This is a genomic window from Nocardioides marmorisolisilvae (genome assembly GCF_031656915.1).
Classification (GTDB): domain Bacteria; phylum Actinomycetota; class Actinomycetes; order Propionibacteriales; family Nocardioidaceae; genus Marmoricola; species Marmoricola terrisoli.
This window is the reverse complement of record NZ_CP134227.1, coordinates 1,271,767-1,296,071: the sequence shown is the minus strand read 5'-3', so window position 1 is coordinate 1,296,071 and position 24,305 is coordinate 1,271,767. Positions and strand designations below refer to the sequence as shown.

General features: G+C 70.1%; 23 protein-coding genes. 15 read left to right on the top strand and 8 right to left on the bottom strand.

Annotated elements, in window-relative coordinates:
* Positions 1–6 precede the first annotated feature (6 nt).
* The 5 genes from Q9R13_RS06160 to Q9R13_RS06140 all read left to right on the top strand — a co-directional run bounded on the left by Q9R13_RS06160 (position 7) and on the right by Q9R13_RS06140 (position 5,803).
* Positions 7–858 carry a DegV family protein gene (locus tag Q9R13_RS06160; RefSeq protein WP_310964191.1) on the top strand — a complete coding sequence of 284 codons (852 nt, stop codon included), beginning with the start codon at positions 7–9 and terminating at the stop codon, positions 856–858.
* A gap of 94 nt (positions 859–952) precedes the next feature.
* On the top strand, positions 953–1,840 hold the full coding sequence (locus Q9R13_RS06155; protein ID WP_310964190.1) for a helix-hairpin-helix domain-containing protein: 888 nt from the start codon (positions 953–955) through the stop codon (positions 1,838–1,840).
* Positions 1,837–4,155 (top strand): ComEC/Rec2 family competence protein, encoded by a 2,319-nt coding sequence (locus tag Q9R13_RS06150; protein WP_310964189.1) that lies wholly within the window; start codon positions 1,837–1,839, stop codon positions 4,153–4,155. Before Q9R13_RS06155 ends, Q9R13_RS06150 begins: the two co-directional genes overlap by 4 nt.
* A gap of 57 nt (positions 4,156–4,212) precedes the next feature.
* On the top strand, positions 4,213–5,202 hold the full coding sequence (gene holA / locus Q9R13_RS06145) for a DNA polymerase III subunit delta (RefSeq protein WP_310964188.1): 990 nt from the start codon (positions 4,213–4,215) through the stop codon (positions 5,200–5,202).
* Positions 5,203–5,290: 88 nt separating this feature from the next.
* On the top strand, positions 5,291–5,803 hold the full coding sequence (locus Q9R13_RS06140; protein ID WP_310964187.1) for a hypothetical protein: 513 nt from the start codon (positions 5,291–5,293) through the stop codon (positions 5,801–5,803).
* A 66-nt stretch (positions 5,804–5,869) separates the two neighbouring features.
* Here the strand turns inward: Q9R13_RS06140 and rpsT are convergent, their stop codons facing one another.
* Positions 5,870–6,130: a 30S ribosomal protein S20 gene (rpsT, locus tag Q9R13_RS06135; RefSeq protein WP_310964185.1), complete on the bottom strand. Its 261-nt coding sequence runs from the start codon at positions 6,128–6,130 to the stop codon at positions 5,870–5,872.
* Positions 6,131–6,277: 147 nt separating this feature from the next.
* Positions 6,278–7,225, bottom strand: coding sequence for a phosphotransferase family protein (locus tag Q9R13_RS06130; protein ID WP_310964184.1), 948 nt, complete (start codon positions 7,223–7,225; stop codon positions 6,278–6,280).
* A gap of 85 nt (positions 7,226–7,310) precedes the next feature.
* On the opposite strand from Q9R13_RS06130, the gene Q9R13_RS06125 reads away from it, so the two are divergent.
* The gene (locus tag Q9R13_RS06125; RefSeq protein WP_310964182.1) at positions 7,311–7,844 is read left to right on the top strand and encodes a GNAT family N-acetyltransferase; all 534 of its coding nucleotides are present in this window, start codon (positions 7,311–7,313) and stop codon (positions 7,842–7,844) included.
* Positions 7,845–7,869: 25 nt separating this feature from the next.
* Positions 7,870–8,322, top strand: coding sequence for a glutaredoxin domain-containing protein (locus tag Q9R13_RS06120; protein WP_310964181.1), 453 nt, complete (start codon positions 7,870–7,872; stop codon positions 8,320–8,322).
* Here the strand turns inward: Q9R13_RS06120 and Q9R13_RS06115 are convergent.
* From Q9R13_RS06115 to Q9R13_RS06105, 3 genes are all read right to left on the bottom strand, one after another.
* A complete protein-coding gene (locus tag Q9R13_RS06115) occupies positions 8,319–8,879 on the bottom strand; it encodes a hypothetical protein (protein WP_310964180.1) in 561 nt (186 codons plus the stop codon). The genes Q9R13_RS06120 and Q9R13_RS06115 overlap by 4 nt on opposite strands.
* A gap of 272 nt (positions 8,880–9,151) precedes the next feature.
* On the bottom strand, positions 9,152–9,718 hold the full coding sequence (locus Q9R13_RS06110; protein WP_310964179.1) for a DUF6318 family protein: 567 nt from the start codon (positions 9,716–9,718) through the stop codon (positions 9,152–9,154).
* 110 nt (positions 9,719–9,828) lie between these two features.
* A complete protein-coding gene (locus Q9R13_RS06105) occupies positions 9,829–11,211 on the bottom strand; it encodes a WS/DGAT/MGAT family O-acyltransferase (RefSeq protein ID WP_310964178.1) in 1,383 nt (460 codons plus the stop codon).
* 137 nt (positions 11,212–11,348) lie between these two features.
* Here Q9R13_RS06105 and Q9R13_RS06100 point away from each other — a divergent pair, with 137 nt between their 5' ends.
* From Q9R13_RS06100 to Q9R13_RS06080, 5 genes are all read left to right on the top strand, one after another.
* Complete coding sequence (locus tag Q9R13_RS06100; RefSeq protein ID WP_310964177.1) at positions 11,349–12,932, top strand: FMN-binding glutamate synthase family protein; 1,584 nt, start codon at positions 11,349–11,351, stop codon at positions 12,930–12,932.
* Positions 12,933–12,942: 10 nt separating this feature from the next.
* Positions 12,943–14,667: a thiamine pyrophosphate-dependent enzyme gene (locus tag Q9R13_RS06095; RefSeq protein ID WP_310964176.1), complete on the top strand. Its 1,725-nt coding sequence runs from the start codon at positions 12,943–12,945 to the stop codon at positions 14,665–14,667.
* Positions 14,668–14,838: 171 nt separating this feature from the next.
* A complete protein-coding gene (gene lepA / locus Q9R13_RS06090) occupies positions 14,839–16,713 on the top strand; it encodes a translation elongation factor 4 (protein WP_310964175.1) in 1,875 nt (624 codons plus the stop codon).
* Between the two features lies 1 nt (position 16,714).
* Positions 16,715–17,635, top strand: coding sequence for an aminoglycoside phosphotransferase family protein (locus Q9R13_RS06085; protein ID WP_310964174.1), 921 nt, complete (start codon positions 16,715–16,717; stop codon positions 17,633–17,635).
* Positions 17,636–17,670: 35 nt separating this feature from the next.
* Entirely contained in the window at positions 17,671–19,503 is a 1,833-nt protein-coding gene (locus Q9R13_RS06080) for an AMP-dependent synthetase/ligase (protein WP_310964173.1), read from the top strand.
* Between the two features lie 39 nt (positions 19,504–19,542).
* On the opposite strand, the gene Q9R13_RS06075 is transcribed toward Q9R13_RS06080, so the two are convergent.
* On the bottom strand, positions 19,543–20,466 hold the full coding sequence (locus Q9R13_RS06075) for a hypothetical protein (RefSeq protein WP_310964172.1): 924 nt from the start codon (positions 20,464–20,466) through the stop codon (positions 19,543–19,545).
* Positions 20,467–20,584: 118 nt separating this feature from the next.
* Here Q9R13_RS06075 and hemW point away from each other — a divergent pair, with 118 nt between their 5' ends.
* Positions 20,585–21,703 (top strand): radical SAM family heme chaperone HemW, encoded by a 1,119-nt coding sequence (hemW, locus tag Q9R13_RS06070; protein ID WP_310964171.1) that lies wholly within the window; start codon positions 20,585–20,587, stop codon positions 21,701–21,703.
* Between the two features lie 7 nt (positions 21,704–21,710).
* Here hemW and Q9R13_RS06065 read toward each other — a convergent pair whose 3' ends face one another.
* Complete coding sequence (locus Q9R13_RS06065; RefSeq protein WP_310964170.1) at positions 21,711–22,103, bottom strand: DUF4870 domain-containing protein; 393 nt, start codon at positions 22,101–22,103, stop codon at positions 21,711–21,713.
* A 2-nt stretch (positions 22,104–22,105) separates the two neighbouring features.
* On the bottom strand, positions 22,106–22,957 hold the full coding sequence (locus tag Q9R13_RS06060; RefSeq protein WP_397219100.1) for a DUF3097 domain-containing protein: 852 nt from the start codon (positions 22,955–22,957) through the stop codon (positions 22,106–22,108).
* Positions 22,958–23,100: 143 nt separating this feature from the next.
* Here Q9R13_RS06060 and Q9R13_RS06055 point away from each other — a divergent pair, with 143 nt between their 5' ends.
* Together Q9R13_RS06055 and Q9R13_RS06050 are read left to right on the top strand one after the other, a co-directional pair.
* Positions 23,101–23,787 carry a PadR family transcriptional regulator gene (locus tag Q9R13_RS06055; protein WP_310964169.1) on the top strand — a complete coding sequence of 229 codons (687 nt, stop codon included), beginning with the start codon at positions 23,101–23,103 and terminating at the stop codon, positions 23,785–23,787.
* A 45-nt stretch (positions 23,788–23,832) separates the two neighbouring features.
* On the top strand, positions 23,833–24,261 hold the full coding sequence (locus Q9R13_RS06050; RefSeq protein ID WP_310964168.1) for an NUDIX hydrolase: 429 nt from the start codon (positions 23,833–23,835) through the stop codon (positions 24,259–24,261).
* Positions 24,262–24,305 lie beyond the last annotated feature (44 nt).

Sequence of the window (24,305 nt, the reverse complement as noted above, 5' to 3'; positions counted from 1 at the left end):
GCTCCCATGTCGATCGCGATCGTCACCGACTCCACGGCCTCGGTCCCCGCCGACCTCGTCGACCGGCACGACATCTGCGTGGTCCCGCTCCAGGTCGTGATGGGCGCGCAGTCCTACGACGAGGGCGTCGCCGGTGGCGTCACGCCGGAGCGGCTCGCGGAGGCGCTGCGTGAGTGGGTGCCGGTGAGCACCTCGCGACCCAACCCCGAGGAGATGCTCGCCGCCTACGAGCGACTGGCCCGCGCGGGAGCCTCCGCGATCGTGTCGGTGCACCTGTCCGCGGAGCTCAGCGGCACCTTCGAGTCGGCGATGCTCGCTGCCCGGAAGGCCTCGGTGCCGGTGCACCCGGTGGACTCGCGGCAGGTCGGCATCGGCACCGGCTTCGCCGTGCTGGCCGCAGCCGAGGCGCGCGACGCCGGCGCGGACGTCGACGGCATGGTGGCTGCCGCCCGGAGCCGGGCGGACGCGACGACGTCGTTGTTCTACGTCGACACCCTCGAGTACCTGCGCCGCGGCGGTCGGATCGGGGCTGCCGCCGCGCTGCTGGGCTCGGCGCTGGCCGTGAAGCCGATCCTCGAGGTCGAGGACGGTCGCATCGGTCCCCGGGAGCGGGTGCGTACGGCGGCGAAGGCACTCGCCCGCCTCGAGGAGCTGGCGGTCGAGGCCGCCGCCGACAGTCCGGTCCGGGTCGCGGTCGCGCACCTGGCCAGTCCCGAGCGGGCCGTCCAGCTCGCAGAGCACCTCACCACGCGGTTGGCAGACGGGCTGGAGGGCCGTGCCGTGCTGGTCGGCGAGATCGGCGCTGTCCTCGGTGCGCACGTCGGACCCGGCATGGTCGCGGTGTGCATCGCCCGCTGACCGTCTGGCATCCACAGTGGGGCGCTCTGCCCCGTTGTCCACAGCGCCGCCACGGCGTCTCGACGCCGACCGGGTCGGTTCCTAGCGTCGGGGCGTGCGCAAGGAACCAGCAGGAGTCGTCGCGGAAGTGGCGCGCCGCAGGCTTGAGGCCCTCCGCCACGACCTGACCGACGCCGGCCTCACGCCGCGCCCCGTTGCGACCGAGGACGAGCCGCCTGCGCCGGTCACCGTCGCGCCGGCGGGACGGCACCTGCGCATAGGGTCGACCCCTGCCGGCGAGCTGGCGACCTGGCTCGAGGACCGGTTGCCCACCACCCTTCGTGGCCGGGTCCGGATCGGCGGTCGCGAGGCGGCTCTCGTGGTGTTGCTGGCCGCGCTGGGCCTGGTCGCCGCGGCGGTCCTCGTGCTCCGCTCGGGGAGCGGCGGTGACCCGGTGGCGCTGTCGCGGGCCACCGCGCCGACCGGACTGCTCACCGAGCCGGCCGCACCGCCGGGAGGCCCGACAGCGTCGATCGGTGCCGGAGCGGCGATCAGCCCGTCGTCCTCGGCGGAGGTCACGGTGGACGTGTCCGGTCGGGTCCGTCGCCCGGGCGTGGTGACCCTTCCGGCCGGTGCCCGGGTGATCGACGCGCTGCACGAGGCCGGCGGCGCACGTCCGCATGCGGACCTCGACTCGGTGAACCTCGCCCGCGTGCTTGCCGACGGTGAGCAGATCGTGATCGGCCGGCGCGGTGCTTCGGCGGCCACGGGGATGGCGGCCTCTGCTGCAGCGACCCAGCCGGCGACCGGGTCGCTGGTCAACCTCAACACCGCCACCGAGGAGCAGCTGGAGTCGCTCTCCGGGGTCGGTCCGGTCACCGCGCAGAAGATCCTCGCGTGGCGCACCGCACATGGCTCGTTCTCCTCGCTGGACGAGCTGCTCGAGGTGGACGGCATCGGCCCGAAGACGTTGGCCGAGCTGGCCCCGCACCTCACGCTGTGACGCCGGATGTCGAGGCCGTCGATGCGCCCGACCTGCGGTTGCCGACGCTGGCCGTGGTGGCCTGGAGTGCAGCGCTGGCGGCCCGCCTGGTGCCGGCGCCGGTGCTCGCCGCCATGGGCACCGTCGGCTTCGGGTGGTGGGCCTGGCAGGCGATCAGGAGCTCGTCCGTGCGAGCGCGCTGCGGCTGGCTGGTGCTGGCGGCCGCGGTCGTCGGTGTCGTGCTGTTGCGGGGGGCTGCGGTGCGTGACTCCCCGGTCGCGGCACTGTCCGCGCAGCGGGCCACGGTCCATGCGGCGCTGGCGGTGACCTCGGACCCGCGCACGATCCAGGGCCGGTTCGGGAGTCGGGTGATGGTTCGGGCCTCGGTCGAGAGGGTCACGGGGCGAGGTGCGACCTACCGGGTGCATGCGCCGGTTCTGGTGTTCGGTCCGAGCGGACACGGGCCCGGCGCCGACGCGTGGCGCCAGGTCGAGTTCGGCGAGCGGCTGGAGGTCGCCGGGCGGCTCAGCCCCTCCGACGACGACGGACTCACCGGGCTGTTGACTGCACGCGGCCCGCCGAACGTGCTGACCAGGCCGGGCGTACTCCTGCGGGCCGCGGCCTCCGTGCGAGCGGGGGTACACGCGGCCGTCGCCGGACGCTCGAGCGAGGTTCGCGGGCTGATCCCCGCGCTCGTGGACGGCGACGACACCGCGATGTCCACCGCGCTGCAGGACGACTTCCGGGCCACCGGCCTGACCCATCTGCTGGCGGTGTCCGGGACGAACCTGACGTTGGTCGTGGGCTTCCTGCTCGTGATCGCCCGTGGGCTGGGCGTGCGCGCCCGAGGCTTGACGGCGGTGGGCTTCCTGGGCATCGCCGGATTCGTGCTCCTCGCGCGCACCGAGCCGAGCGTGCTCCGTGCCGCCGCGATGGGCTCGGTGGCGCTGGTCGGCATGGGCTCGGGGGCTCGGGCCCGCGGGACACGTGCCTGGGGCGCCTGCGTCCTGCTGCTGATGCTCTTCGACCCTGGCCTGGCGATCTCGGCCGGCTTCGCGCTCTCGGCCCTCGCCACCGCAGGCATCCTGTTCCTGGCCCCGGGATGGCGCGACTCCCTGTGTCGGTGGATGCCGCGCTGGCTGGCCGAGGCGATCGCCGTACCCACGGCGGCGCAGCTCGCCTGTACGCCGCTCATCGCTGCGCTCTCCGGCCAGGTGAGCCTGGTCGCGGTCGGCGCGAACATGGCCGTCGCGCCGGTCGTCGGCCCGGCCACCGTGCTCGGTCTGACCGGCGGCGTCATCGCCCTCGTGGCCCAGGCGCTCGGGGCGCTGGTCGCCCTGCCGGCCGCCTGGTGCGGCGCCTGGATCATCGGCGTTGCCAAGCACGCCGCAGCGCTGCCGGTGGCGGCAGGAGAGGTCTCTACCGGGCCGGTCGGCCTGACCGTGCTGGTGGTGCTGTGTGGAGCGGTAGCGCTGCTGCTGGGCACGGCGCTGGCACGGCGGGCCACCACCCTCGGACTGTGCGCGGTGCTGGTGGTCGCCGTGCTGGTGCCGCTGCCGACGCCGGGGTGGCCGCCACGCGGATGGGTGCTGGTCGCGTGTGACGTCGGCCAGGGGGACGGACTCGTGCTGCGCGCCTCCGTCGACGAGGCCGTCGTGGTGGACACCGGGCCTACGGCTGAGCTAATGGACCACTGTCTGGACGGGCTCGGGGTGCGCCGGATCCCTCTCGTGTTGCTGACCCACTTCCACGCCGACCACGTGGGCGGACTGTCCGGCGTGCTCGACGGGCGGCAGGTGGGCGCCATCGAGGTCTCGCCGTACGCCGTGCCGGAGGCGGGCGCCCAGATGGTGCGCGGGCTGGCGGCCCGTGACCATGTGCCGGTGGTGACGGCGCAGTACGGCGAGGTCCGGAGTCTGGGCGTGCTGCGCTGGCAGGTGCTGGCACCGAGCGAGGCGGCACCGGCCGGATCGGACTCGCCACCGAACGACGACAGCGTCGTGCTCTACGTGCAGACCCGGGGGATCCGGCTGCTGATGATGGGGGATGAGGAGACCGGCTCGCAGGAGCGGCTGCACGCGCTGTTCCCAGCGCTGCGCGCCGACGTGCTGAAGGTGGCCCACCACGGCAGTGCGAAGCAGGACCCGGGGCTGGTGCGCTCGCTCGGTGCCGCGGTCGGGTTGATCTCGGTGGGCGCGGACAACGACTACGGACACCCGGCGCCGTCGACACTCAAGCTGCTGCGCAGCGCGCACATCCGGGCCTACCGCACCGACCTGGACGGCTCCGTCGCCGTCGTCGTCGACCACGGCCTCCGGGTGGTCGGACACCGATGAACGGCCGGCGCAGCACGCCCCCCGGGTGCTGTCCCCGGGCCGTGAGAGGCTTCGCGCATGGCATCTCCGCAGCCCGCAGACGTGCTCGGCCGGGTCATCCTGGTCACCGGACCCGAGGAGTTCCTCGCGGAACGCGCGGTCGGTCAGGTGCGGGACGCGGTCCGTCGGCACGACGCCGAGGCCGAGCTCGGCGAGACCACCGCCGACCAGCTGACCATGGCGACCCTGGGCGAGCTGGCCGCGCCCTCACTGTTCTCCAGCACCCGGTGTGTCGTGGTAGGCCGACTCGAGGATCTGCCTGAGGAGTCCGTGACCGGGATGCTCGCCTATGTGGACGCTCCGGCGGACGACGTCGCGCTGGTGCTGGTCCACTCCGGCGGGCAGAAGGGGTCGGGGCTGCTCACCAAGCTGCGCAAGGCAGGTTCGGTGACCGAGGTGAAGACCGCCCCGCTGAAGGGGCGTGAGTTCCAGGGCTTCGTGGTCAACGAGCTGCGCAACCACCGGGTGCGCATCGACGAGGACGCCGCCGAGCACCTCGTCCGCGCCATCGGGCAGGACACCCGGGCGCTGGCGTCGGCGGCGAGCCAGCTCGCGGCGGACTTCAACGGCCAGCCGTTGAGCCTGTCGATGGTCAAGAAGTACTTCGCGGGAAGGGCGGAGGCCAAGTCGTTCTCGATCGCCGACGCGGCGATGGCGGGCCAGGCCGCCCGTGCCCTGGAGGAGCTGCGCTGGGCGCTCGACACGGGGACGGCACCCGTCCTGGTCACCAGTGCGCTTGCCGGATCGCTGCGTGGTCTGGCTCGGCTTTCCTCGGCGCGCCGGGGCATCCGCGACGCCGACCTGGCCCAGGTCGTCGGCGTCCCGCCCTGGAAGCTGCGAGATCTCCGGCAGCAGGCCCGGGGCTGGCACGGGGATGGCCTCGCGCGGGCCATCCGGGTGGTCGCGCGGGCCGATGCCGACATCAAGGGACAGGCCAGCGACCCGTCGTACGCGCTGGAGAAGATGGTGCTCGACGTCGTGGCGTCGCGCTCTGCTCCGACCCGCTGATCCAGACTGGTCCTCGCCGATGCATGACCAGGGAGGTCAGCACGGCTGTGGAGATGTTCCTTCAGACAAGGAGAACCAGATGCGGCGGATGGCAACAGCCATGGCGCTCGCGGTGGTCGTGACGCTCGGGCTCACCGGATGTGGCAGCTCGAACGACACCACCGCGAGCGGCCAATCCACAATGTCGGCGGCACAGGCCTGTCCGACGGCGGCGACGAAGTCGTTCGCCAAGACCCGTTTCGCGGCCGACGTCGGCCTGATCGCAGGATCGTTCCACCACTGGATCTGGAAGCCCTACCGGGCGGGCAGCTTCAAGAAGGGAGCGCACCATCGGTTCTTCGCCATCGCGAAGGCGGTGGCCACTGCGGCGTTCATCAGCCACGAGATGAAGAACGCGCTGGACAACGTCAAGGCCAGCCCGACCCTGTGCAAGGCTCTCTACACGCCGATGCAGAAGGTGTCAGGGCTCGTCGACGACCTGAGCTCCCGGCTCCGGCACGGAGACCTGTCCACCCTGACCGCGCTGAACGTCGCAGTGGGTGGTCTCAGCTCGGTGATGGGCAGCAACGGCGCTCCCGTCACGGAGAGCTACCAGAAGTAGCCGAGCATGACGAGGGGCGCCGGACCAGTCGGCCCGGCGCCCCTCGTTCGAAGCGGGTGGGTCACCTCAGAGCGAGGCGGCCTTCTTCGCGATCGCCGACTTGCGGTTGGCGGCCTGGTTCTTGTGGATGACGCCCTTCGAGGCGGCCTTGTCCAACTGGCGGGCGACGGCGGCGGCCAGGGTGCGGGCCTCGTCGGCGCTGCCGGTCGCAACGGCCTCGTGGAACTTGCGGACGCCGGTCTTGAGGCCCGACTTCACGGACTTGTTGCGCTCGTGCGCAGCCTCGTTCTGCCGGTTGCGCTTGATCTGGGACTTGATGTTCGCCACGGGTGCGCCTTCTGCTGGATTCGGGTGGTGCTGGACTTCAAGCGTTGGGGGTCCGGACGGAGTCCAGACACGAAGGGAAACGATATCAGCGGGTCCGGTCGACGCCCAAATCGCGCGCCATGGTCCCCGCCGTCTCGCCATGCAAGGTCACTGCCAGCCGCGCCGCTCGACGAGCCAGTCCCACAGGGTGTCGGCGTACCAGGCGGCGTGCGCACGCAGGTACGGCGAGGAGTTCGGCACCGGTCGCTCCCGAGAGACCATCATGGAGCCGCACAGCGCGGCCAGCCAGCCGTCGATGTGCGCAGGGTCGACGTCGCGGGTCAGCGGACGGGTGGCCAGGTGGCGCTCGACGTCCAGCCCGTCGCCGCGGGCCCCGACCAGCAGGTCCACGGTGTCGAGCCACGCGGGTCCGAGGGCCGGCCAGTTCCAGTCGCAGGCGGCGTCGCCGTGGGGGCCGAGCAGGACGTTGTCGTCGCGCAGGTCTGCGTGGCAGAACGCCCGATCGGAGAGGTCGGCGAACGACGCGGCCAGCATGGCCAGCTCGTCCAGATGCGGAAAGTCCGGATGCTGGGCGGCGACCGACGCCCAACCGGTGACCAGCTCGGGAATGCCCTTGACCAGCGGCTCCAGCACGAGCTGTTCGGGGACCGGGTCGAGCACTCGCGCGATGTGCTCAGCCAGGTCGAGTGCCCGGTCGAGCTCGCGTGACACCCATGGGCGGCGTGGCTGGCGGCCGGCGAACGTCTCGAAGCCGAGTACCACCCAGTCGCCGTCGTGGAACCAGAGCAGGCGCGGCGCCGGGATCGTGTCTCCCAGCAGTAGGAGCGCGCGGGCCTCCTCGGCGTACGACGCTGCGAACGGCGCCTGGGCCTTGCGGCTGGCCGCCTTGACGAACTGGGTGCTGCCGTCGGCGCCGGTCACCACGGAGGCGAAGCCCGGCGTGAAGCCCGAGTCCCGGGACTCGGCGCGCACCACAGGGCTGCCCAGATGTTCCTCGACCATCGCCCGGATCGGCGGAGGCAGGAACTCCCAGACCAGCCGGCGGGCGGTGTGACCGTGCGGGAGGGGGCTGACGGCGTCGGATGACTGCGGCACGTCGACGATCCTTCCGCACTCAGCGTCGTGACGCCGTCCGACGTCCTCGACGAAAGCGGTGGACGTCCTGGGCAGGATGGGAGGCATGGCAGAGCTGGTGACCCCCGATGTGCGCTACCAACGGTCGTTCCTCGAGGCGATGGACGAGTTCATCGCTGAGGGGCGCCGCGGCGACAACTCGATGGTCGGCCACCGGTTGGGGGCGTTCGGCGAGCAGTGGCACACCGCGGAGGGCTTTGCCGAGTACGTCGCCTTCGAGATCGCCGACGGGCTCGCGGACACCCCGAGGCCTGCCGACCGGGTGCCGAGCACGAATCTGTGGTGGGTCGAGGGCGAGGAGTACCTCGGTCGGATCGCGGTGCGGCACCGGCTCAACGACTTCCTGCGGGCCCTCGGCGGCCATATCGGGTACGACATCCGGCGCAGCCGCCGACGCGAGGGGCACGCCACCGCGATGCTGCGGGCCGCGCTGCCCCGGGCCCATGCGCTGGGAATCGATCCTGCCCTGATCACCTGCGACACCACCAACGTCGCCTCGCGCCGCGTGATCGAGGCGTGCGGAGGCCGGCTGGAGGACGAGCGGTCCGGCAAGCTCCGCTTCTGGGTGCCGACGGCATGACGCCGCCACGCCGTACCGTGGCGACATGAGCAGTCCGGCCCGCAATCGCCTGGCCGCGCAGTGGCTGCCGTCCGTGGCGCTGGCCGTCCTGGCGCTCGCGCTGTTCACCGCGGAACCGAGAGGTGTGGTCTCGGTCGTCGTCCTGATCGTGCTGCTGGCGCTGGCCGTCACGACGTCCCCACTGATCTTCCCCCGGTCGCGGACCGATCGTGAGGCGCGCGAGCTCGGGCACGCTCGAACGTTGATCTACTGGCGACCTGGATGCAGCTACTGCGTCCGGCTGCGGCTGGCTCTCGGCCTGCGTGGGAACGCCGCGGTCTGGGTGGACGTCTCGCGCGACCCGGCGGCGTCGGAGCGGGTGCGGGGCGTCAACGGCGGAAACGAGACGGTGCCCACCGTGTTCGTCGGCGACGTCGTGAGGACGAACCCGTCGCCGACCTGGGTGCGTTCGACGTTGAGGCCGTCGCCCAGGACCTAGTGTCCGGTGCCGGAGAGTGCTGGGGTGGCCTCGACGACGTCGAGGGTGGTGGTGGGTCCGGTGGTGGTGACGGTGGTGGGGACCGGTCGGGTGGGTCCGTTGTTGACGCGGTAGTGGGCGGCCCAGGTGATGGTGACGTGGATGTCGAGGTGGTGGGCGGTGGTGGGGTAGCGGTAGGTGATGGTCTTGGCGGGGTAGGGCGCGCCGGGTGTGGTGGTGGTGGCGGTGGTGCCGTCGCCGTGGGTCCAGGTGAAGGTGGTCGGCCGGATCGCCAGCTGTACGTGTTGTCCGAGCAGGGTGACCGTACGGGTGAACGGGGTCGCCTGGGTGGAGAAGATGGTCTCGAGGTTGACCAGGGTGGTGTTGCTGGGTTGTACCAGTGCTCTCGGGTGGGGCAGTGGGATGCGTTGGAAGGCTCGGGCGACCAGGCCGGGGGTGATCTGGGGCTTGTTGGCCACCGCGGCGGGCATGCAGGTGATGGTGCCCGCGAGGTGCGGCGGCGGCTTGATCCGCCAGTGCCGCATCAACTGCTCGTCGTCACGGCACTTGTCACCCACGGTGCAGAGTCCTTGCCCGCCGGGCAGGCCAGAGATGTGCTTCTCGCAGATTGGTCGCCACACCCAGACCTCAACCGGCTGCGGCTGACCAGGCGGCTGCGTGGCTTCGCCGCCCGAAGGAGTGGCAGCAGCGCACGATCCGGACTCTGCGTGTGCGTACAGCCCGTTGGTGTCCGCCGCAGCGCCCGCCCCGCTGTGGCATCCAGAGGCCTGCGCCTGGCCTTGTGGAATGACGATCAGCCACGTGATGAGGACGAATGCCAGCAGCGGACCTAGTCGGCGCGTGTCCACCGCAGAACCTTCCATCCACCGGTGTACTTCACGAAGAAGGTTGCGACGGCGCCTCCGCCCTTGGCGCGTGCCGGGCCGGCGCCGTCGGACGAATAGGTTCGTGATGGTGCGAAGCGACCACCAACGTCGACCGTCCACTGATTGTTCGGAGCGCGGTGGGCCTCGTGGGAGACCATGCGCCATCGACCGCCCTCGATGTGGCCGCCAGCGGAGTAGATCTCCCTCACCGTCGTGAGGATGCTGCGACAGGAGATGCATCCCTTCGCACCGAGTTCCCGCAACGGGCGCACGTCTCCGGTCGCCTGGGCATGGTTGAACGCGGTGACGTAATACCTCACGAAGGCGACCGCACCCGCCTTGCTGTGCGCCTTCGCGGCCGAGGGCATCGGCGGGATCGCCGGGGAGGGACGGGCGGACGCGCTGCCCGAAGGGGTCGCCGAGGGGGAGTGCGACGTCGCGGGCTCGTTGCCACAGCCGGCAAGGGTCAGCGCGCACACCAGTCCGCAGAGCAGTGCCGGTGCGAACCGCCACGATCGAGCATGCACCATCAGGTCCCCTGTCCCGAGAGAGTGCCCATCTCACTACCCGCCCGGCCGCCGCGCTACACCACCGGGCCGATCTGTGGACAACCGCCGGCAGCCGGAGGCTCGGTGACCGGTCACTGTGGGGCCGCGCGCTCCAGCTCTTCCAGCGCCTTCGGTACGGCGTCCGCCATGTCGCTGATGTCAGGTGCGATCTCCGGGGTGGTGATGAAGCCGAAGTCGACCGAGTCCAGGTAGCTGAACACGGTGATGTTGAGCGCCACGTCCATCACCAGCGGACCGATCGGCAGCAGCGAGCGCAGCGGCGCCGTCGCCATGTAGAGCGGAAAGCTCGGGCCGGGCACATTGGAGACGACCACGTTGATCGGCGCCAGCGCGTTCGACAGCCCGCTCATCGTGTAGGCCCGGGACGCGATGGTCAGCAGGCCCGGCGGGGTGATGTCGGGCAGTTGCATGATCTGTCTGGCGCTGAGCGCCTTGGCCATCTCCTTCGCTCCCTGCGAGCTCTCGTAGATGGTCCGGATCCGCTCGGCCGGGTCCTCGAGGTCGGTCGCCAGCGTCACCGTCATCGAGCTGACCCGGTTGCCGACGGTGTCGGTGTTCTTGTCGTCGCGGATCGACACGGGGATCTGCGCGATCAGGGAGCGACTGGGCACGCCCTCGCGCTCGCCCAGGTAGGTGCGCATCGCGCCGGAGACAAGGGCGAGGACGACGTCGTTGAGCTTGACCCCGTAGGCGTCCTTGACGGCCTTGACCCGGTCGAGCTCGATCTTGACGCCGGAGATCTTCCGATGCGGACTGATGGTTCCGTTGAACCGCGTCGTCGGTGCACTGAAGAACCGGGGCGGCCTGCTCTGCACGCCGCGGACGGCGAACTGCTGCGCCACCGTCTGTCGGACCAGGCCGCCGATCCGCAGCGGCGTCCGGACGCCCACGTTGACGGCCGCATCGACCGCCGCCCTGACCGGGTGCGGGCCCCGCGAGCCGATGCCGTGCACCACGACCTCTGACGGTGGTCGCGGCTCCGGGGTGATGTCGAGCAGGATCTCACCGAGCCCGGCGCCGCTGACCCCGTCGACGATCGCGTGGTGCATCTTGGTAAGGGTGGCGATGCGCCCCTTCTGCAGTCCCTCGATCACCCACAGCTCCCACAACGGGCGGGAGCGGTCGAGCTTGTAGGACATCAGCCGGCTGACCTGATCGTCGAGCTCTCGGCGCGTCCCCGGCCTCGGCAGGCCGATCCGCCGGATATGGAAGTCAGGGTCGAGGTTCTCGTCCTCGACGAACCACGGCCGGTCGAGCCCGAGTGGGGCGCTCACGACCTTCCAGCGCAGTTGCGGCATCTGCGGCAGCCGTTCGATCACCAGCTTGCGGACCAGCTCGAAGCTGAAGTCGGGAGCGTTCTCGGTCTCGTGGATCGCCACCGCACCGATGTGCATGTGCCAGGCGGGCGTCTCGCCGTACCAGAAGGCCGCGTCCACGCCCGACATGCGTTTCATGACGGCAGCGTAGGGGAGCGTGGGCGGATCGCACCCCCTTCTCGGTTGCCGAACTCTCAGGTGTTGCTCAGCGCCAATCGGACCCGGTGCGGTGCTGCATCTGATAGAGACAGGTGTCGGCTGGCAGAGGAGGCCACGTGCTTCGCTTCTTCATTCTCGGTGTCTTGGTGTTCTTGGGCGCCGTGGCGACCCTCGCGGCTGCCATCGGCGGCTGGGGCTGGTGGATCCTCGTGGGGGTGCTCGGAGTCTTTCTGCTTCTCGGTGGGTACGACGTGCTGCAGCGCCGGCACTCGATCCTGCGGAACTACCCGATCCTCGGGCACATGCGCTTCCTGCTCGAGGGCATCCGTCCGGAGATCCAGCAGTACTTCATCGAGCGGAACTACGACGGCCGCCCCTTCGACCGCGACACCCGCTCCTCGATCTACGAGCGCGCCAAGGACACCAAGGCGGAACAGCCCTTTGGGACAGAGCTCGATGTCAACCAGCCCGGGTACGAGTACCTCGTCCACTCGACTGTCCCTGTCAAGCCGGCTGCCGAACCGCCCCGGGTGCGCATCGGCGGACCGGGCTGCACGCAGCCCTACGACATGGCGCTGATGAACGTGTCCGCGATGAGCTTCGGTGCCCTGTCCGCCAATGCCCTGATGGCGCTCAACGCCGGCGCTGCGAAGGGCGGCTTCGCCCACGACACCGGCGAGGGTGGGCTCAGCCCCTACCATCGGCAGGGCGGTGACCTGGTGTGGGAGATCGGCAGCGGCTACTTCGGCTGCCGTACGCATGACGGCGACTTCGACCCGGAGAAGTTCCGTGAGACCGCGACGGACGACCAAGTCAAGATGGTCTCCCTCAAGTTGAGCCAGGGCGCCAAGCCCGGCATCGGCGGTGTGCTGCCCGGAGCGAAGGTGAGCCGCGAGATCGCGCAAACGCGCGGCGTGCCCGAAGGCGAGAAGTGTGTCTCCCCCCCGGCCCACAAGGTGTTCTCGACCCCTCGCGAGCTGGTCCACTTCATCGCTCGGATGCGCGAGCTCTCGGGCGGGAAGCCGGCCGGCTTCAAGCTCTGCCTGGGTTCCCGCTCGGACTTCCTGGCCATCTGCAAGGCGATGCTCGAGGAGCAGGTCACCCCGGATTTCGTCATCGTCGACGGTGGAGAAGGCGGAACCGGTGCCGCGCCGCTGGAGTACGAGGACCACGTCGGCACCCCGCTGACCGAGGGGCTCCTCGCCGTCCACAACTCGCTGGTGGGCGTCGGCCTTCGGGATCGCGTCAAGGTCGGGGTCAGTGGCAAGGTCGCGACCGGTATCGACGTGGTGAAGCGACTGGCCCAAGGAGCGGACTACACGAACTCGGCACGGTCGATGATGATGGCGGTCGGCTGTATCCAGGCCCAGCTGTGCCACACGAACACCTGCCCCGTCGGCGTCGCGACCCAGGACCCCAAGCGGATGCGGGCGCTCTACGTGCCCGACAAGACCGAACGGGTCTACTACTACCAGCGCAACGCCGTTCAACAGGCGATGCAGGTGATGGCGTCGATGGGGGTGCACGGTCCCGACGAGCTGCGGCCGCACATGCTCCGTCGCCGGATCGACCACGAACGCGTGCTCAGCTACGCAGAGATCTACCGCCACCTCGAGCCGGGTGAGCTCCTCTCCGCGCCACCGCCGGGTGAGTGGGCCCTGGACTGGAGCATCGCCGATCCCGACAAGTTCGTCGCCTGAGGAGGCCCCCGTGACCACCGTTGCCGAGCTGATGATCGCCTCCCTCGCCGACTACGGCGTCACCACGGTGTGGGGCGTGGTCGGCGACGCGCTCAACCCGGTCACCGACGCGATCCGCCGTGAGGACCGCCTCGAGTGGGTCGGCACCCGGCACGAGGAGGCCGGCGCCTTCGCCGCCAGCGCGCAGGCCCAGCTCACCGGCAGGCTCGCGGTGTGCATGGGCACGGTCGGGCCCGGTGCGATCCATCTGCTCAACGGCCTCTACGACGCGAAGAAGTCGCACGCTCCGGTGCTGGCGATCATCGGGCAGGTGCCGCGGGAGGAACGTGGCTCGGACTTCTTCCAGGAGGTCAACAACGACGTGCTCTTCGCCGACGTCGCGGTCTTCAACCAGACGCTGACGGACACCGACCAGCTGCCCGAGCTCCTCGAGCAGGCGGTCAACACCGCGCTCGCCCGCAGCGGCGTCGCGGTGCTCTCGATCCCGGGCGACGTCGGCGCGCTGGAGCTGCCCAAGGGCGTGCGATCGCCCCGCTTCGTCCCGACGCCGCCACCGGCGCCCGCGTCCGGCGACGACGTGCGCGCGGTGGCCAGCGTGCTGAACGCGGCGGACAAGGTGACTCTGCTCGTCGGCCACGGCGCCCGCGACGCGCATGACGAGGTGCTCGCGTTGGCGGGCCGGGTGGCTGCGCCGATGGTGCTCACCTTGAAGGCAAAGGACGCCTTCGATGACGCGGAGGACTTCGAGGTCGGGCAGTCCGGTCTGATCGGCAATCCGGCGGCCCAGGCGGCGTTCGAGGGCGGTGACGTCCTGGTGATGCTCGGCACGGACTTCCCCTATCGGAACTTCTACCCGACCGGGAAGACCGTGGTGCAGATCGACGTGCGTGGCGAGCACATTGGGCGTCGTACGCCGGTCGACCACGGGCTGGTCGGCGACACCCGGCTGACCCTCCAGGCCCTGCTGCCGCTCGTTGAAGGCGGCAAGAAGCGCAAGCACCTGGAGCACTGCCTCGAGGAGTACGCCGTGTGGCGCAGGCTCCAGGCCCGGCTCACCGATCCCGACCACGGTCGCACCCTGACCGGAAGGCTCCGCGGCAAGCTCGACAACCGCGAGCACCGGATCCGCCCGGAGCTCGTGGCCGCCGTCGTGGACAGGCACGCCCCGGCGGATGCGGTCTTCACCAGCGATACCGGGATGTCGACGGTGTGGCTGTCGCGGTTCGTCCGGATGACCGGCGGGCGCCGGCTGATCGGCTCCTACAACCTCGGGTCGATGGCGAACGCGATGCCCCAGGCGCTCGGTGCCCAGGCGCTCGACCGGTCCCGGGCCACCGTCGCGTTCTGTGGCGACGGTGGGCTGACCATGCTGTTGGGTGACCTGATCACGGCCGTGACGCACGACCTCCGGGTCAAGCTCGTGGTCTTCGACAATGACCGACTCGGCATGGTGAAGCTCGAGATGGAGCAGGTCGGGCTCCCGGAGTTCGGCACGGTCCTGCACAACCCGGACCTGGCCAGGGTCGCTGAGGCGATCGGCATGAAGGGCATTCGGGTCGAGAAGCCCGAGGACGTCGATGACGCCGTACGGCAGGCCTTCGCGCACGATGGGCCGGTGTTGCTCGACCTGGTCACCAACCCTGACGAGATCGCCGTGCCGCCGAAGCCCAGCCTCGAGCAGATGAAGGGCTTCGCCATCGCCAAGACGCGGGAGATCCTCGACAGCGCCGAGTGACCTCGGCAGGCGTGCTCGTCGCGGAGGGGACACCGGACCCGTGAGACCGACAGGGGGAGGGCCGGCTGCTGGTCATGGCGGCGCACGAGGCAACGGGGGGCGGATGCGGCCCTGCTGCGTGGAAGAATGTGGGTTCGCGCCCGACCGATGCAATCCTCGATGAAAGTCCCGATGTCCCAGCTCTCCGCCTCGCCCGCCCCGCAGCCGGGCCGCACCGACCCCGCGGTGATCCGCAACTTCTGCATCATCGCCCACATCGACCACGGCAAGTCCACGCTGGCCGACCGGATGCTGCAGCTCACCGGCGTGGTGGACGAGCGCGCCGCCCGGGCGCAGTACCTGGACCGGATGGACATCGAGCGGGAGCGCGGCATCACCATCAAGAGCCAGGCCGTCCGGATGCCCTGGACGGTCAGTGTGGGGGAGCAGGCCGGGCGCACCTTCGTGCTGAACATGATCGACACGCCCGGGCACGTCGACTTCACCTACGAGGTGTCCCGATCGCTCGAGGCGTGCGAGGCCGCCGTACTCCTCGTCGACGCCGCCCAGGGCATCGAGGCGCAGACGCTGGCCAACCTGTACCTGGCGATGGGTGCCGACCTGCACGTCATCCCGGTGCTGAACAAGATCGACCTGCCCAGCGCGAACGTGGAGAAGTACGCCGCGGAGCTGGCCGGTCTGGTCGGCTGCGACCCCTCCGACGTGCTGCTCACCAGCGCGAAGACCGGCGTCGGGGTGGAGGAGCTGCTTAACGAGATCGTCCGGCAGACCCCTGCGCCCACCGGGGACGCTGACAAGCCCGCCCGCGCCCTGATCTTCGACTCGGTCTACGACACCTACCGCGGCGTGGTGACCTATGTGCGGGTGGTGGACGGCAAGCTCACCCACCGCGACCGCATCAAGATGATGTCGACCGGCGCGGTCCACGAGATGCTCGAGGTGGGCGTGATCAGCCCCGAGCCGGTCAAGGCCGGCGAGATCGGCGTGGGCGAGGTCGGCTACCTGATCACCGGCGTGAAGGATGTCCGCCAGTCGAGGGTCGGCGACACGGTCACCAGCCAGCACCACGGCGCCACCGAGCCCCTGGGCGGCTACAAGCACCCCAACCCGATGGTCTACTCCGGGCTCTACCCGATCGACGGCGACGACTACCCGACGCTGCGGGACGCGCTCGAGCGGCTGCAGCTCAACGACGCGGCGCTGACCTACGAGCCCGAGACGTCGGGAGCCCTCGGGTTCGGCTTCCGCTGCGGGTTCCTCGGGCTGCTGCACATGGAGATCGTGCGAGAGCGTCTGGAGCGCGAGTTCAACCTCGACCTGATCTCGACGGCCCCCAACGTCGTCTACGACGTGGTGATGGAGGACGGCAGGGTGCTCGTGGTGACCAACCCGAGCGAGTACCCCTCCGATGGGAAGATCGCGGAGGTCCGCGAGCCGGTGGTCAGGGCGACGATCCTCAGTCCCAGCGACTACATCGGCGTGATCATGGAGCTCTGCCAGAACAAGCGCGGTCAGCTGCTCGGCATGGACTATCTCTCAGAGGACCGGGTGGAGATGCGCTACACCCTGCCGATGGGCGAGATCGTCTTCGACTTCTTCGACCAGCTGAAGTCGCGCACCAAGGGCTACGCGTCGCTGGACTACGAGCGCTCCGGAGACCAGGCCGCCGACCTCGTCAAGGTCGACATCCTGCTGCAAGGCGAGCCCGTCGATGCCTTCAGCGCCATCGTGCACCGCGATGCGGCGTACTCCTACGGCGTGATGCTGGCGGGCAAGCTGCGCGAGCTGATCCCACGGCAGCAGTTCGAGGTGCCCATCCAGGCCGCCATCGGTGCCCGGGTCATCGCGCGCGAGACCATCCGGGCGATCCGCAAGGACGTGCTGGCCAAGTGCTACGGCGGCGACATCACCCGCAAGCGGAAGCTGCTGGAGAAGCAGAAGGAGGGCAAGAAGCGGATGAAGATGGTCGGCCGCGTCGAGGTCCCCCAGGAGGCGTTCATCGCGGCGCTGTCCACCTCCGGACCGGGCGAGAAGAAGCAGAGGTAGCGTGCGGCTGCCCGACGGAGTGCTCGGGATGGCCGAGCGAGGGCCATACTGGGCGCACTGGGTCGACGACCTGCCCCGCCTGGTCGACGGTTTCCTCGACGAGTGGGAGCTGCGCACCGACGGCTGGATGATGCACGGCTACTGCGCGCTCGTCGTGCCGGTGGTGACCTCGGCCGGCGACCGGGCCGTCCTCAAGGTGTCGTTCCCCGACGAGGAGACCGAGCACGAGCACCTGGCGCTGACCCACTGGAACGGTGAGGGTGCGGTGCGCCTGCTGCGGGCGGCTCCGCGCCGCCGGGCGATGCTGCTTGAGAGGCTACGCGACGTCAGCCTCGCCGATGCGTGGGACATCGAGGCCTGCACCGTGGTCGGTGAGCTCTACGGACGGCTCCACATCCCAGCGCCGCCACAGCTGCGCACCCTGTCGTCGTACGTCGGCGCACAGCTCGCCCTGCTGCGCGAGCTGCCCCGGGGTGCCCCGTTGCCGAGGCGGCTCGTCCAGCAGGCGCTGTCCCTGGCGACCGATCTCGTCGCCGATCCTGCGACCGACGGCACGCTGCTGCACACCGACCTGCACTATGAGAACGTCCTCTCCGCGGACCGAGCGGCCTGGCTGGTGATCGATCCGAAGCCGCTGTCCGGCGACCCCCACTACGAGCTGGCACCGATGCTGTGGAATCGGTTCGACGAGCTCCAGCGGGCCCCGGGCGGTGCGAGTGTGCGGGACGCCCTTCGGCGCCGGTTCCACACGCTCATCGACGTGGCCGGTCTCGACGAGGGCCGGGCCCGGGACTGGGTCGTCGTACGAATGGTGCTCAATGCCGCCAGCCACGTGCGCGCGTCGTCCGCCGTACGCAACCTCGATCCCGACGAGCACTGGCTCACCATTTGTGTGACCATCGCGAAAGCGGTCCAGGACTGACTGCGGGCGCAGCCCGGGTGAACTAGGGTGCGGGCATGTCCAGCACCGCTGCCACCGACTACGACCCCGCCGTGATCGAGGGACGTCCCGCCAACGTCGCCCTGCAGTTCCTCCGTCGCATCGAGCTCTCCAGGGACGCTGAGGCGTTCCGGTTCCCCGTCGGGGATGCCTGGCAGGCGGTGACGTGGCACCAGGTCGGTGAGTACGTCGAGAAGCTCGCCGGCGGCCTCCTCGCCCTCGGGATCGGGCGCGAGGAGCGGGTCGGCATCGCAGCCGCCACCAGCTACGAGTGGGTCGCCGCCGACCTCGCCGTGATGTGCGCCGGCGCCGCGACGACGACTGTCTACCCCTCCACCATGGCCGAGGACGTCGCCTACATCCTGGCCGACTCCGAGTGCCGGGTGGTCTTCGCCGAGGACGACACCCAGGTCGGGAAGCTGCGCGCACATCGTGACGATCTGCCCCGGTTGGAGAAGGTGGTCACCTTCACCGGGGCGACCGACGGCGATTGGGTGATCTCGCTGGCCGACCTGGAGAAGCTCGGCGCGGCGTACAACCAGGAGCACCCGGGCGAGATCCGACAGATCGCGGAGTCGATCCCGGGCGATCAGCTGGCCACCCTGATCTACACCTCGGGCACGACCGGGAAGCCGAAGGGCGTCCGGCTGCTGCACCAGTCATGGACCTACGAGGGCGCGGTTATCGAGTCCCAGGGCATCCTCGACGAGCGGGACCTGCAGTTCCTCTGGCTGCCGATGGCGCACTCGTTCGGCAAGGTGCTGCTCTCGGCACAGCTCGCCTGCGGGTTCTCGACGGCGATCGACGGCAGGGTGGACCGGATCATCGACAACCTCGCGGTGGTGCGGCCGACCTTCATGGGGGCGGCGCCGCGGATCTTCGAGAAGGCGCACGCCCGGGTCATGACCATGACTGCCCAGGAGGGCGGCCTGAAGGAGAAGATCTTCACCCGGGCCTTCGTGGTCGGTCGGAAGGTGGCGGACCTGAAGTCGCGAGGGCAGGCCGTCCCGCTACTCCTTCGTGCGCAGCACGGCCTCTTCGACACGTTGGTGTTCAGCAAGGTCCGTGAGCGGTTCGGCGGCCGGGTCCGGTTCTTCATCTCCGGCTCGGCCGCCCTCAACCGCGAGATCGCCGAGTGGTTCAACGCCGCCGGCCTGGTGATCCTCGAGGGCTACGGCCTGACCGAGACGTCGGCGGGGGCATTCGTCAACCACCCCAACGACAACCGGATCGGGACGGTCGGCCCGGTCTTCCCCGGCTCGGAGGTGCGTCTCGGCGAGAACGACGAGATCCTGATCAAGGGTCCCAACGTGATGGCCGGCTACCACAACCGGCCGGAGGAAACCGCCGCGGTGTTCACCGAGGACGGGTTCCTGCGCACCGGTGACAAGGGCAGCCTCGACGAGGACGGCTTCCTGCGCATCACCGGACGGATCAAGGAGCTCTTCAAGACCTCGGGCGGCAAGTACATCGCGCCCAACGCGATCGAGTCCAAGTTCAAGGCGATCTGCCCCTATGCCAGCCAGTTCATGGTCTTCGGCAACGAGCGGAACTACTGCGTCGCCATCGTGACCCTCGATCCCGACGAGATCGTCGGCTGGGCGAAGGAGAACGGCCTCGCCGGCAAGTCGTACGCCGAGATCGTGGCCAGCCCGGCCTGTCGCGAGATGGTCCAGGACTACATCGACGAGCTGAACAACCAGCTCAACCGGTGGGAGACGATCAAGAAGTTCGAGCTGCTCGACCACGACCTGACCATCGAGTCCGGCGAGCTGACCCCCTCGCTGAAGGTCAAGCGCAACGTGGTGGAGCAGAACTACTCGGGCCTGCTCGAGTCCTTCTACGCCTGAGCATCGGTCGTCCGGCTGAGGGCGACCCATTGGTCGTCCTCAGCCGGACGAACTGCGCACGCCCAGCATGATCAGGTCGCGCGCGACCCGATCCGGGTCGTCCCGCAGCTCCCTGGCGGTGCAGCGCACCAGGATCGCGCCCCTCGCGACCAGGCCGCGCTCCCGGCCGATGTCGTCCTCCCAGCTCTCGCTCGACATGTGGAATCCGCCGTCGACCTCCAGGACGACCACCTGCCCATTCGGCAACGGCCACTCCGCATCGGTGTAGCGCCGTCGCCCCGAGGAGTCACGACGCATGTTCTGGCGGCGCGGCGTCGGCAGGTGGTGCGTTCGGCACATCCGCGCCACGTCGACCTCGGCCAGCGACTGCGCGCCTCCGTCGATCTCGGCCAGCAGCTGCCGGAATGCGCGCGCACGCCGCAGCGGGCGCATGGCGCCGATCCAGCGGACCAGCCGGTCCGCAGTGGTCAGTCGCTGCTGGACGACCGCGGCGAGCAGTCCGTAGGCCGAGCGCGTCACCGGCTCGTACGCTGCGAACAGCAGTGCGGCCGGCTCGACCCGCCAGGTAGCCAGGGTAGTGTCCGCGAGGTAACCGCTGGCGTCCCGGCGCGTCTCGACGAACTCCAGCCCCGCCACCGGCTCGATGCCGCTGGACTTGGGCACCATCACGGTGAGGTCATCGCGGTGCCAGTTCTTCAGCCCGTGCGTTGCCAGCGCGGAGAGCCCGCCGATCGCCGCGCCCGTGCCGCCATGCAGGACTCCCGCCCACGCCAGCTGCTCGCGGGTCAGGATCCCGGTGGAGGTCGCCACCACGGTGGGGGTCACGATCTGCCAGCGCTCGGCGTGGAGCTGGGCCCGCACCCTGTCGGCGTCGACGCCGAGGCGGCGCAGCTGGCTCCGCGACAGGACTCCGGCCTGCCGGTGTGCGAGAGCGCGCCACGGTGCCGAGTCGGTGGTTCGCATGCGCCACAGGATGAGGTGGCGGCCCGGCATCCGCATCCGGTCGTCCACAGGCCGCCCGTCGTCCGGCTGGGAACGACCCATTGGCCGTCCCCAGCCGGACGACCGGGATAATTGACGGATGCCGCTGGGGATCTACGTGCACGTGCCGTTCTGCTCGGTGCGATGCGGCTACTGCGACTTCAACACCTATACCGCAGTCGAGCTGGGTGGCGGCGCGTCCCAGGCGGCGTACGCCGACCAGGCGGTCGCCGAGGTGGGTCAGACGGCGGGGATGCTGGGCGGTCGGATGGTGGACACCGTCTTCTTCGGTGGGGGTACGCCGACATTGCTGCCGGCCGAGGACCTGGTGCGGATCCTCGGCGCGATCGACGCCGTGCTGGGGCTCGCCCCCGACGCGGAGGTGACCACGGAGGCGAACCCGGACAGCGTCACGCCGGAGTCGCTCGACCGGCTGCGGGCAGGCGGGTTCACCCGGATCTCCTTCGGCATGCAGTCGGCGGTGCCGCACGTCCTGGCCGTGCTGGACCGGACCCACGATCCGGACAACGTGCCACGCGTCGTGGAGTGGGCGCGTAGGGCGGGGTTCGAGCAGGTCAGCCTGGACCTGATCTACGGCACGCCGGGGGAGTCCACCGCGGACTGGCAGCATTCGCTGGACGTCGCGCTCGGGTGCGAGCCCGACCACGTCTCGGCGTACTCCCTGATCGTCGAGGAGGGCACCGCGCTGGGCCGGCGGGTACGGCGCGGCGAGGTGCCGATGCCGGACGAGGACGACCTCGCCGAGAAGTACCTGCAGGCCGACGCCGCTCTCGAGGCTGCCGGACTCGGGTGGTACGAGGTGTCCAACTGGGCCAAGGACGACTCTGCGCGCTGTCGGCACAACCTGGGCTACTGGCGCAGCGACGACTGGTGGGGGATCGGCCCGGGCGCGCATTCCCACGTCGCCGGCGAGCGGTGGTGGAACGTCAAGCACCCTCGTGCCTACGCCGAGCGGATCGCTGCCGGAGCCTTGCCCGCGGCGGATCGCGAGGTGCTCGACGCCGACACTCGACGCCTGGAGCGGGTGATGCTCGAGCTGCGGCTGCGCGAGGGCCTTCCGTTGGGTGCGCTGGACGATCCGCGCCGCGCCGAGCAGCCGGTCACCAACGGGTTGGCCCAGCTCGAAGGCGATCGCCTCGTGCTCACCCGCGCGGGGCGGCTGCTGGCCGACGCCGTGGTGCGCGACCTGTTGCCCTGAGCTCGGCTCAGCGCACCATCCGGATGGTCAGCGGGTAGCGGTAGTCCTCACCACTGCTGGCCTTGACCGCACCGACGATGGTGAGGACCAGCCAGGCCACCCCGAGCACGATGAGGAGCAGGAAGCCGATCAGCAGCAGGCAGAGCACCAGCGAGACCAGTCCGTAGATCAGCACGGAGAGCTGGAAGTTCAGCGACTCCACCGCCTGACGCCGGACGAACGGGGACTGGTCGCCCTTGACCAGCAGCACCAGGAACGGGCCGAGGAAGGCCAGCGCAATGCCACTGGCGACCAGGGCGCCCCAGTGCGCGGCACCGGCCCACAGCCGCTCGTCGGCCGGTGTCATGGCCGAGCGGTACGGCTGCGAGGGCTGGGAAGGATAGTTCTGCTGCTCGGACATCTTCAGTCCCCCGTCACGAAGTCGATGAGCTCCTCCACCCTACCGAGCAGCGCGGGGTCGAGGTCGCCGAAGCCGCGGACGCCACCGAGGATGTGCTTCCACGCGCGAGCGATGTCGGCCTGGTCGCGGTGCGGCCAGCCGAGCTGCTGGCAGACGCCCTTCTTCCACTCGATGGTGCGGGGCACGGTGGGCCAGGCCGCGAAGCCGAGTCGTTGTGGCTTGACCGCCGCCCAGATGTCGATGAACGGATGGCCGACGATCAGCACGTGCTTGCCGACGGGGGAGCGTCGTACGGCGTCGGCGATGCGGCTCTCCTTGGAGCCGGCCACGAGGTGGTCCACCAGGACGCCGACCCGGCGGTCCGGCCCGGGGCCGAAGTCACGGAGGTGCTCGGAGAGGTCGTCGACGCCCTCGAGGTACTCGACCACGACGCCCTCGATCCGCAGGTCGTCACCCCAGACCTTCTCGACGAGCTCGGCGTCGTGGCGCCCTTCCACGAAGATCCGGCTGGCCCGAGCGATCCGGGCCTGGACGCCGGCGACCGCCACCGAGCCCGAGGCCGTCCGGGTGGGTGCCTTCGGCGCCACCTGCGTCAGCGGTGCGACCAGGATCACCGGGCGCCCCTCGAGGAGGAAGCCCGGGCCGAGCGGGAAGGTGCGCCGGCGCTGGTGCCGGTCCTCCAAGGTCACCGTGCCGAGGTCGCGCTCGACCTTGACGATCTCGCCGCACCAGTCGGTGGTCACCTGCTCGACGACGAGGCCGACGTCCGCGGCGATCTCCACCGCGCGCCCTCGCTTCGGGGCGCGCCAGTCGCTGGCGAGGACATCGGAGCCGTAGCGGTCGTGGGAGGGCACCGGCACACGGTACGGCGCGCGGGGGCCGCACGACGGGATCGGCACGCGGGCTTGACGACGGACGCATCGCGATATATCGTCAACATATCGAGATAGAGCAGCGTGTGATGAGTCCGCGCCGTGTGACGAAAGGAGATCTCGAGATGAGAGCCAACAAGATGTGGAACCCGGAGCTCGCCCACCAGATGGAGGCAGTGCGCCGGGCACACGCCAGCCGTGGACGCGGCGCCGGTCGTGGAGCTGGATTCGGGCCGGGGTTCGGACCAGGGCCCGGCCAGGGCTTCGGGGGCAGTGGCGCCTTCTTCGGTCCTGCCTGGGGTCCGGTGTTCGGGCCGGGCGGCCGAGGTGGTCACGGTCACGGTCGTGGTTCGCGGGTACGCCGCGGCGACGTCCGATCCGCGATCCTCGACGTCCTCGCCACCAGTGACGACGAGCTGAACGGCTACCAGGTGATCCAGACGATCGCCGAGCGCACCGACGGCGCCTGGCGACCGAGCCCGGGTTCGGTCTATCCGACGATCGCCCAGCTCGAGGACGAGGGACTGGTGGAGACCGTCACCGGGCCCGGGCGCAAGGTGCTCCGGCTGACCGAGGCCGGTCGCGCGCATCACGCTGAGCACGCGGACGAGATCGGAGCAGTCTGGGACGCGTTCCAGGACGAGGACGACGACCACGGCAGCCTCAAGCACGTCGTCGCCCAGACGATGACGGCCGTCTGGCAGGTGGCGATGACCGGCACCCCCGACCAGCAGCAGCGCGCTGCAGAGGTGCTCGCCGAGACCCGCCGCAAGCTGTACGGCATCCTCGCCGACGGGCCGTCGGAGGACTGACATCGGCTCGCATGCGGGGAAGCGGGCCGTGACACACTCGCCACCGTGTCCGACCCTGCCAGCCAAGACCGGCCCCCGGCCGGACGTGCAGTCCTGGTGGGGATCGTCGATCCGCGAGGCTGGCTCCTCCTCCAGGAACGTGACGATCGGGCACCGGTGAATCCAGAGATGTGGAGCCTGGTCGGTGGTGGTGTCGAGCCCAGTGAGTTGCCGGCCCAGGCCGCTCGACGCGAGCTCGCGGAGGAAACCGGCGTGGCATGCGAGAGTCTCGTGCACCTCGGGTCGTTCGAGAGCTCGTGCGAGATCCACGGCATCGATCAGGTCGACCTCTATGCCGCGCGGATGGCCCTGACCGACGCCGAGGTCGAATGCCACGAAGGCCGGCAGATCGTCTTCGTGGCACCCGAGCGCATCGCGGACTTGAACCTCACCGAAGCGACTCGAGCTCTGTACCAGCGCGTGTTGTCCGCGTGACCAGATCCCGGGGCGTGCGACCCGAGGCGTACCACGACCGAGGC

What these genes read in the sequence shown, in the direction of transcription:
- Q9R13_RS06160 (WP_310964191.1), top strand. Translation starts at nt 7, where the DNA reads ATGTCGATCGCGATCGTCACCGACTCCACGGCCTCGGTCCCCGCCGAC.
- holA (WP_310964188.1), top strand. Translation starts at nt 4,213, where the DNA reads ATGGCATCTCCGCAGCCCGCAGACGTGCTCGGCCGGGTCATCCTGGTC.
- Q9R13_RS06140 (WP_310964187.1), top strand. Translation starts at nt 5,291, where the DNA reads ATGGCAACAGCCATGGCGCTCGCGGTGGTCGTGACGCTCGGGCTCACC.
- Q9R13_RS06125 (WP_310964182.1), top strand. Translation starts at nt 7,311, where the DNA reads ATGGCAGAGCTGGTGACCCCCGATGTGCGCTACCAACGGTCGTTCCTC.
- Q9R13_RS06120 (WP_310964181.1), top strand. Translation starts at nt 7,870, where the DNA reads ATGAGCAGTCCGGCCCGCAATCGCCTGGCCGCGCAGTGGCTGCCGTCC.
- Q9R13_RS06110 (WP_310964179.1), bottom strand. Translation starts at nt 9,718, where the DNA reads ATGGTGCATGCTCGATCGTGGCGGTTCGCACCGGCACTGCTCTGCGGA.
- Q9R13_RS06105 (WP_310964178.1), bottom strand. Translation starts at nt 11,211, where the DNA reads ATGAAACGCATGTCGGGCGTGGACGCGGCCTTCTGGTACGGCGAGACG.
- lepA (WP_310964175.1), top strand. Translation starts at nt 14,839, where the DNA reads ATGTCCCAGCTCTCCGCCTCGCCCGCCCCGCAGCCGGGCCGCACCGAC.
- Q9R13_RS06080 (WP_310964173.1), top strand. Translation starts at nt 17,671, where the DNA reads ATGTCCAGCACCGCTGCCACCGACTACGACCCCGCCGTGATCGAGGGA.
- Q9R13_RS06075 (WP_310964172.1), bottom strand. Translation starts at nt 20,466, where the DNA reads ATGCGAACCACCGACTCGGCACCGTGGCGCGCTCTCGCACACCGGCAG.
- hemW (WP_310964171.1), top strand. Translation starts at nt 20,585, where the DNA reads ATGCCGCTGGGGATCTACGTGCACGTGCCGTTCTGCTCGGTGCGATGC.
- Q9R13_RS06065 (WP_310964170.1), bottom strand. Translation starts at nt 22,103, where the DNA reads ATGTCCGAGCAGCAGAACTATCCTTCCCAGCCCTCGCAGCCGTACCGC.
- Q9R13_RS06055 (WP_310964169.1), top strand. Translation starts at nt 23,101, where the DNA reads ATGAGAGCCAACAAGATGTGGAACCCGGAGCTCGCCCACCAGATGGAG.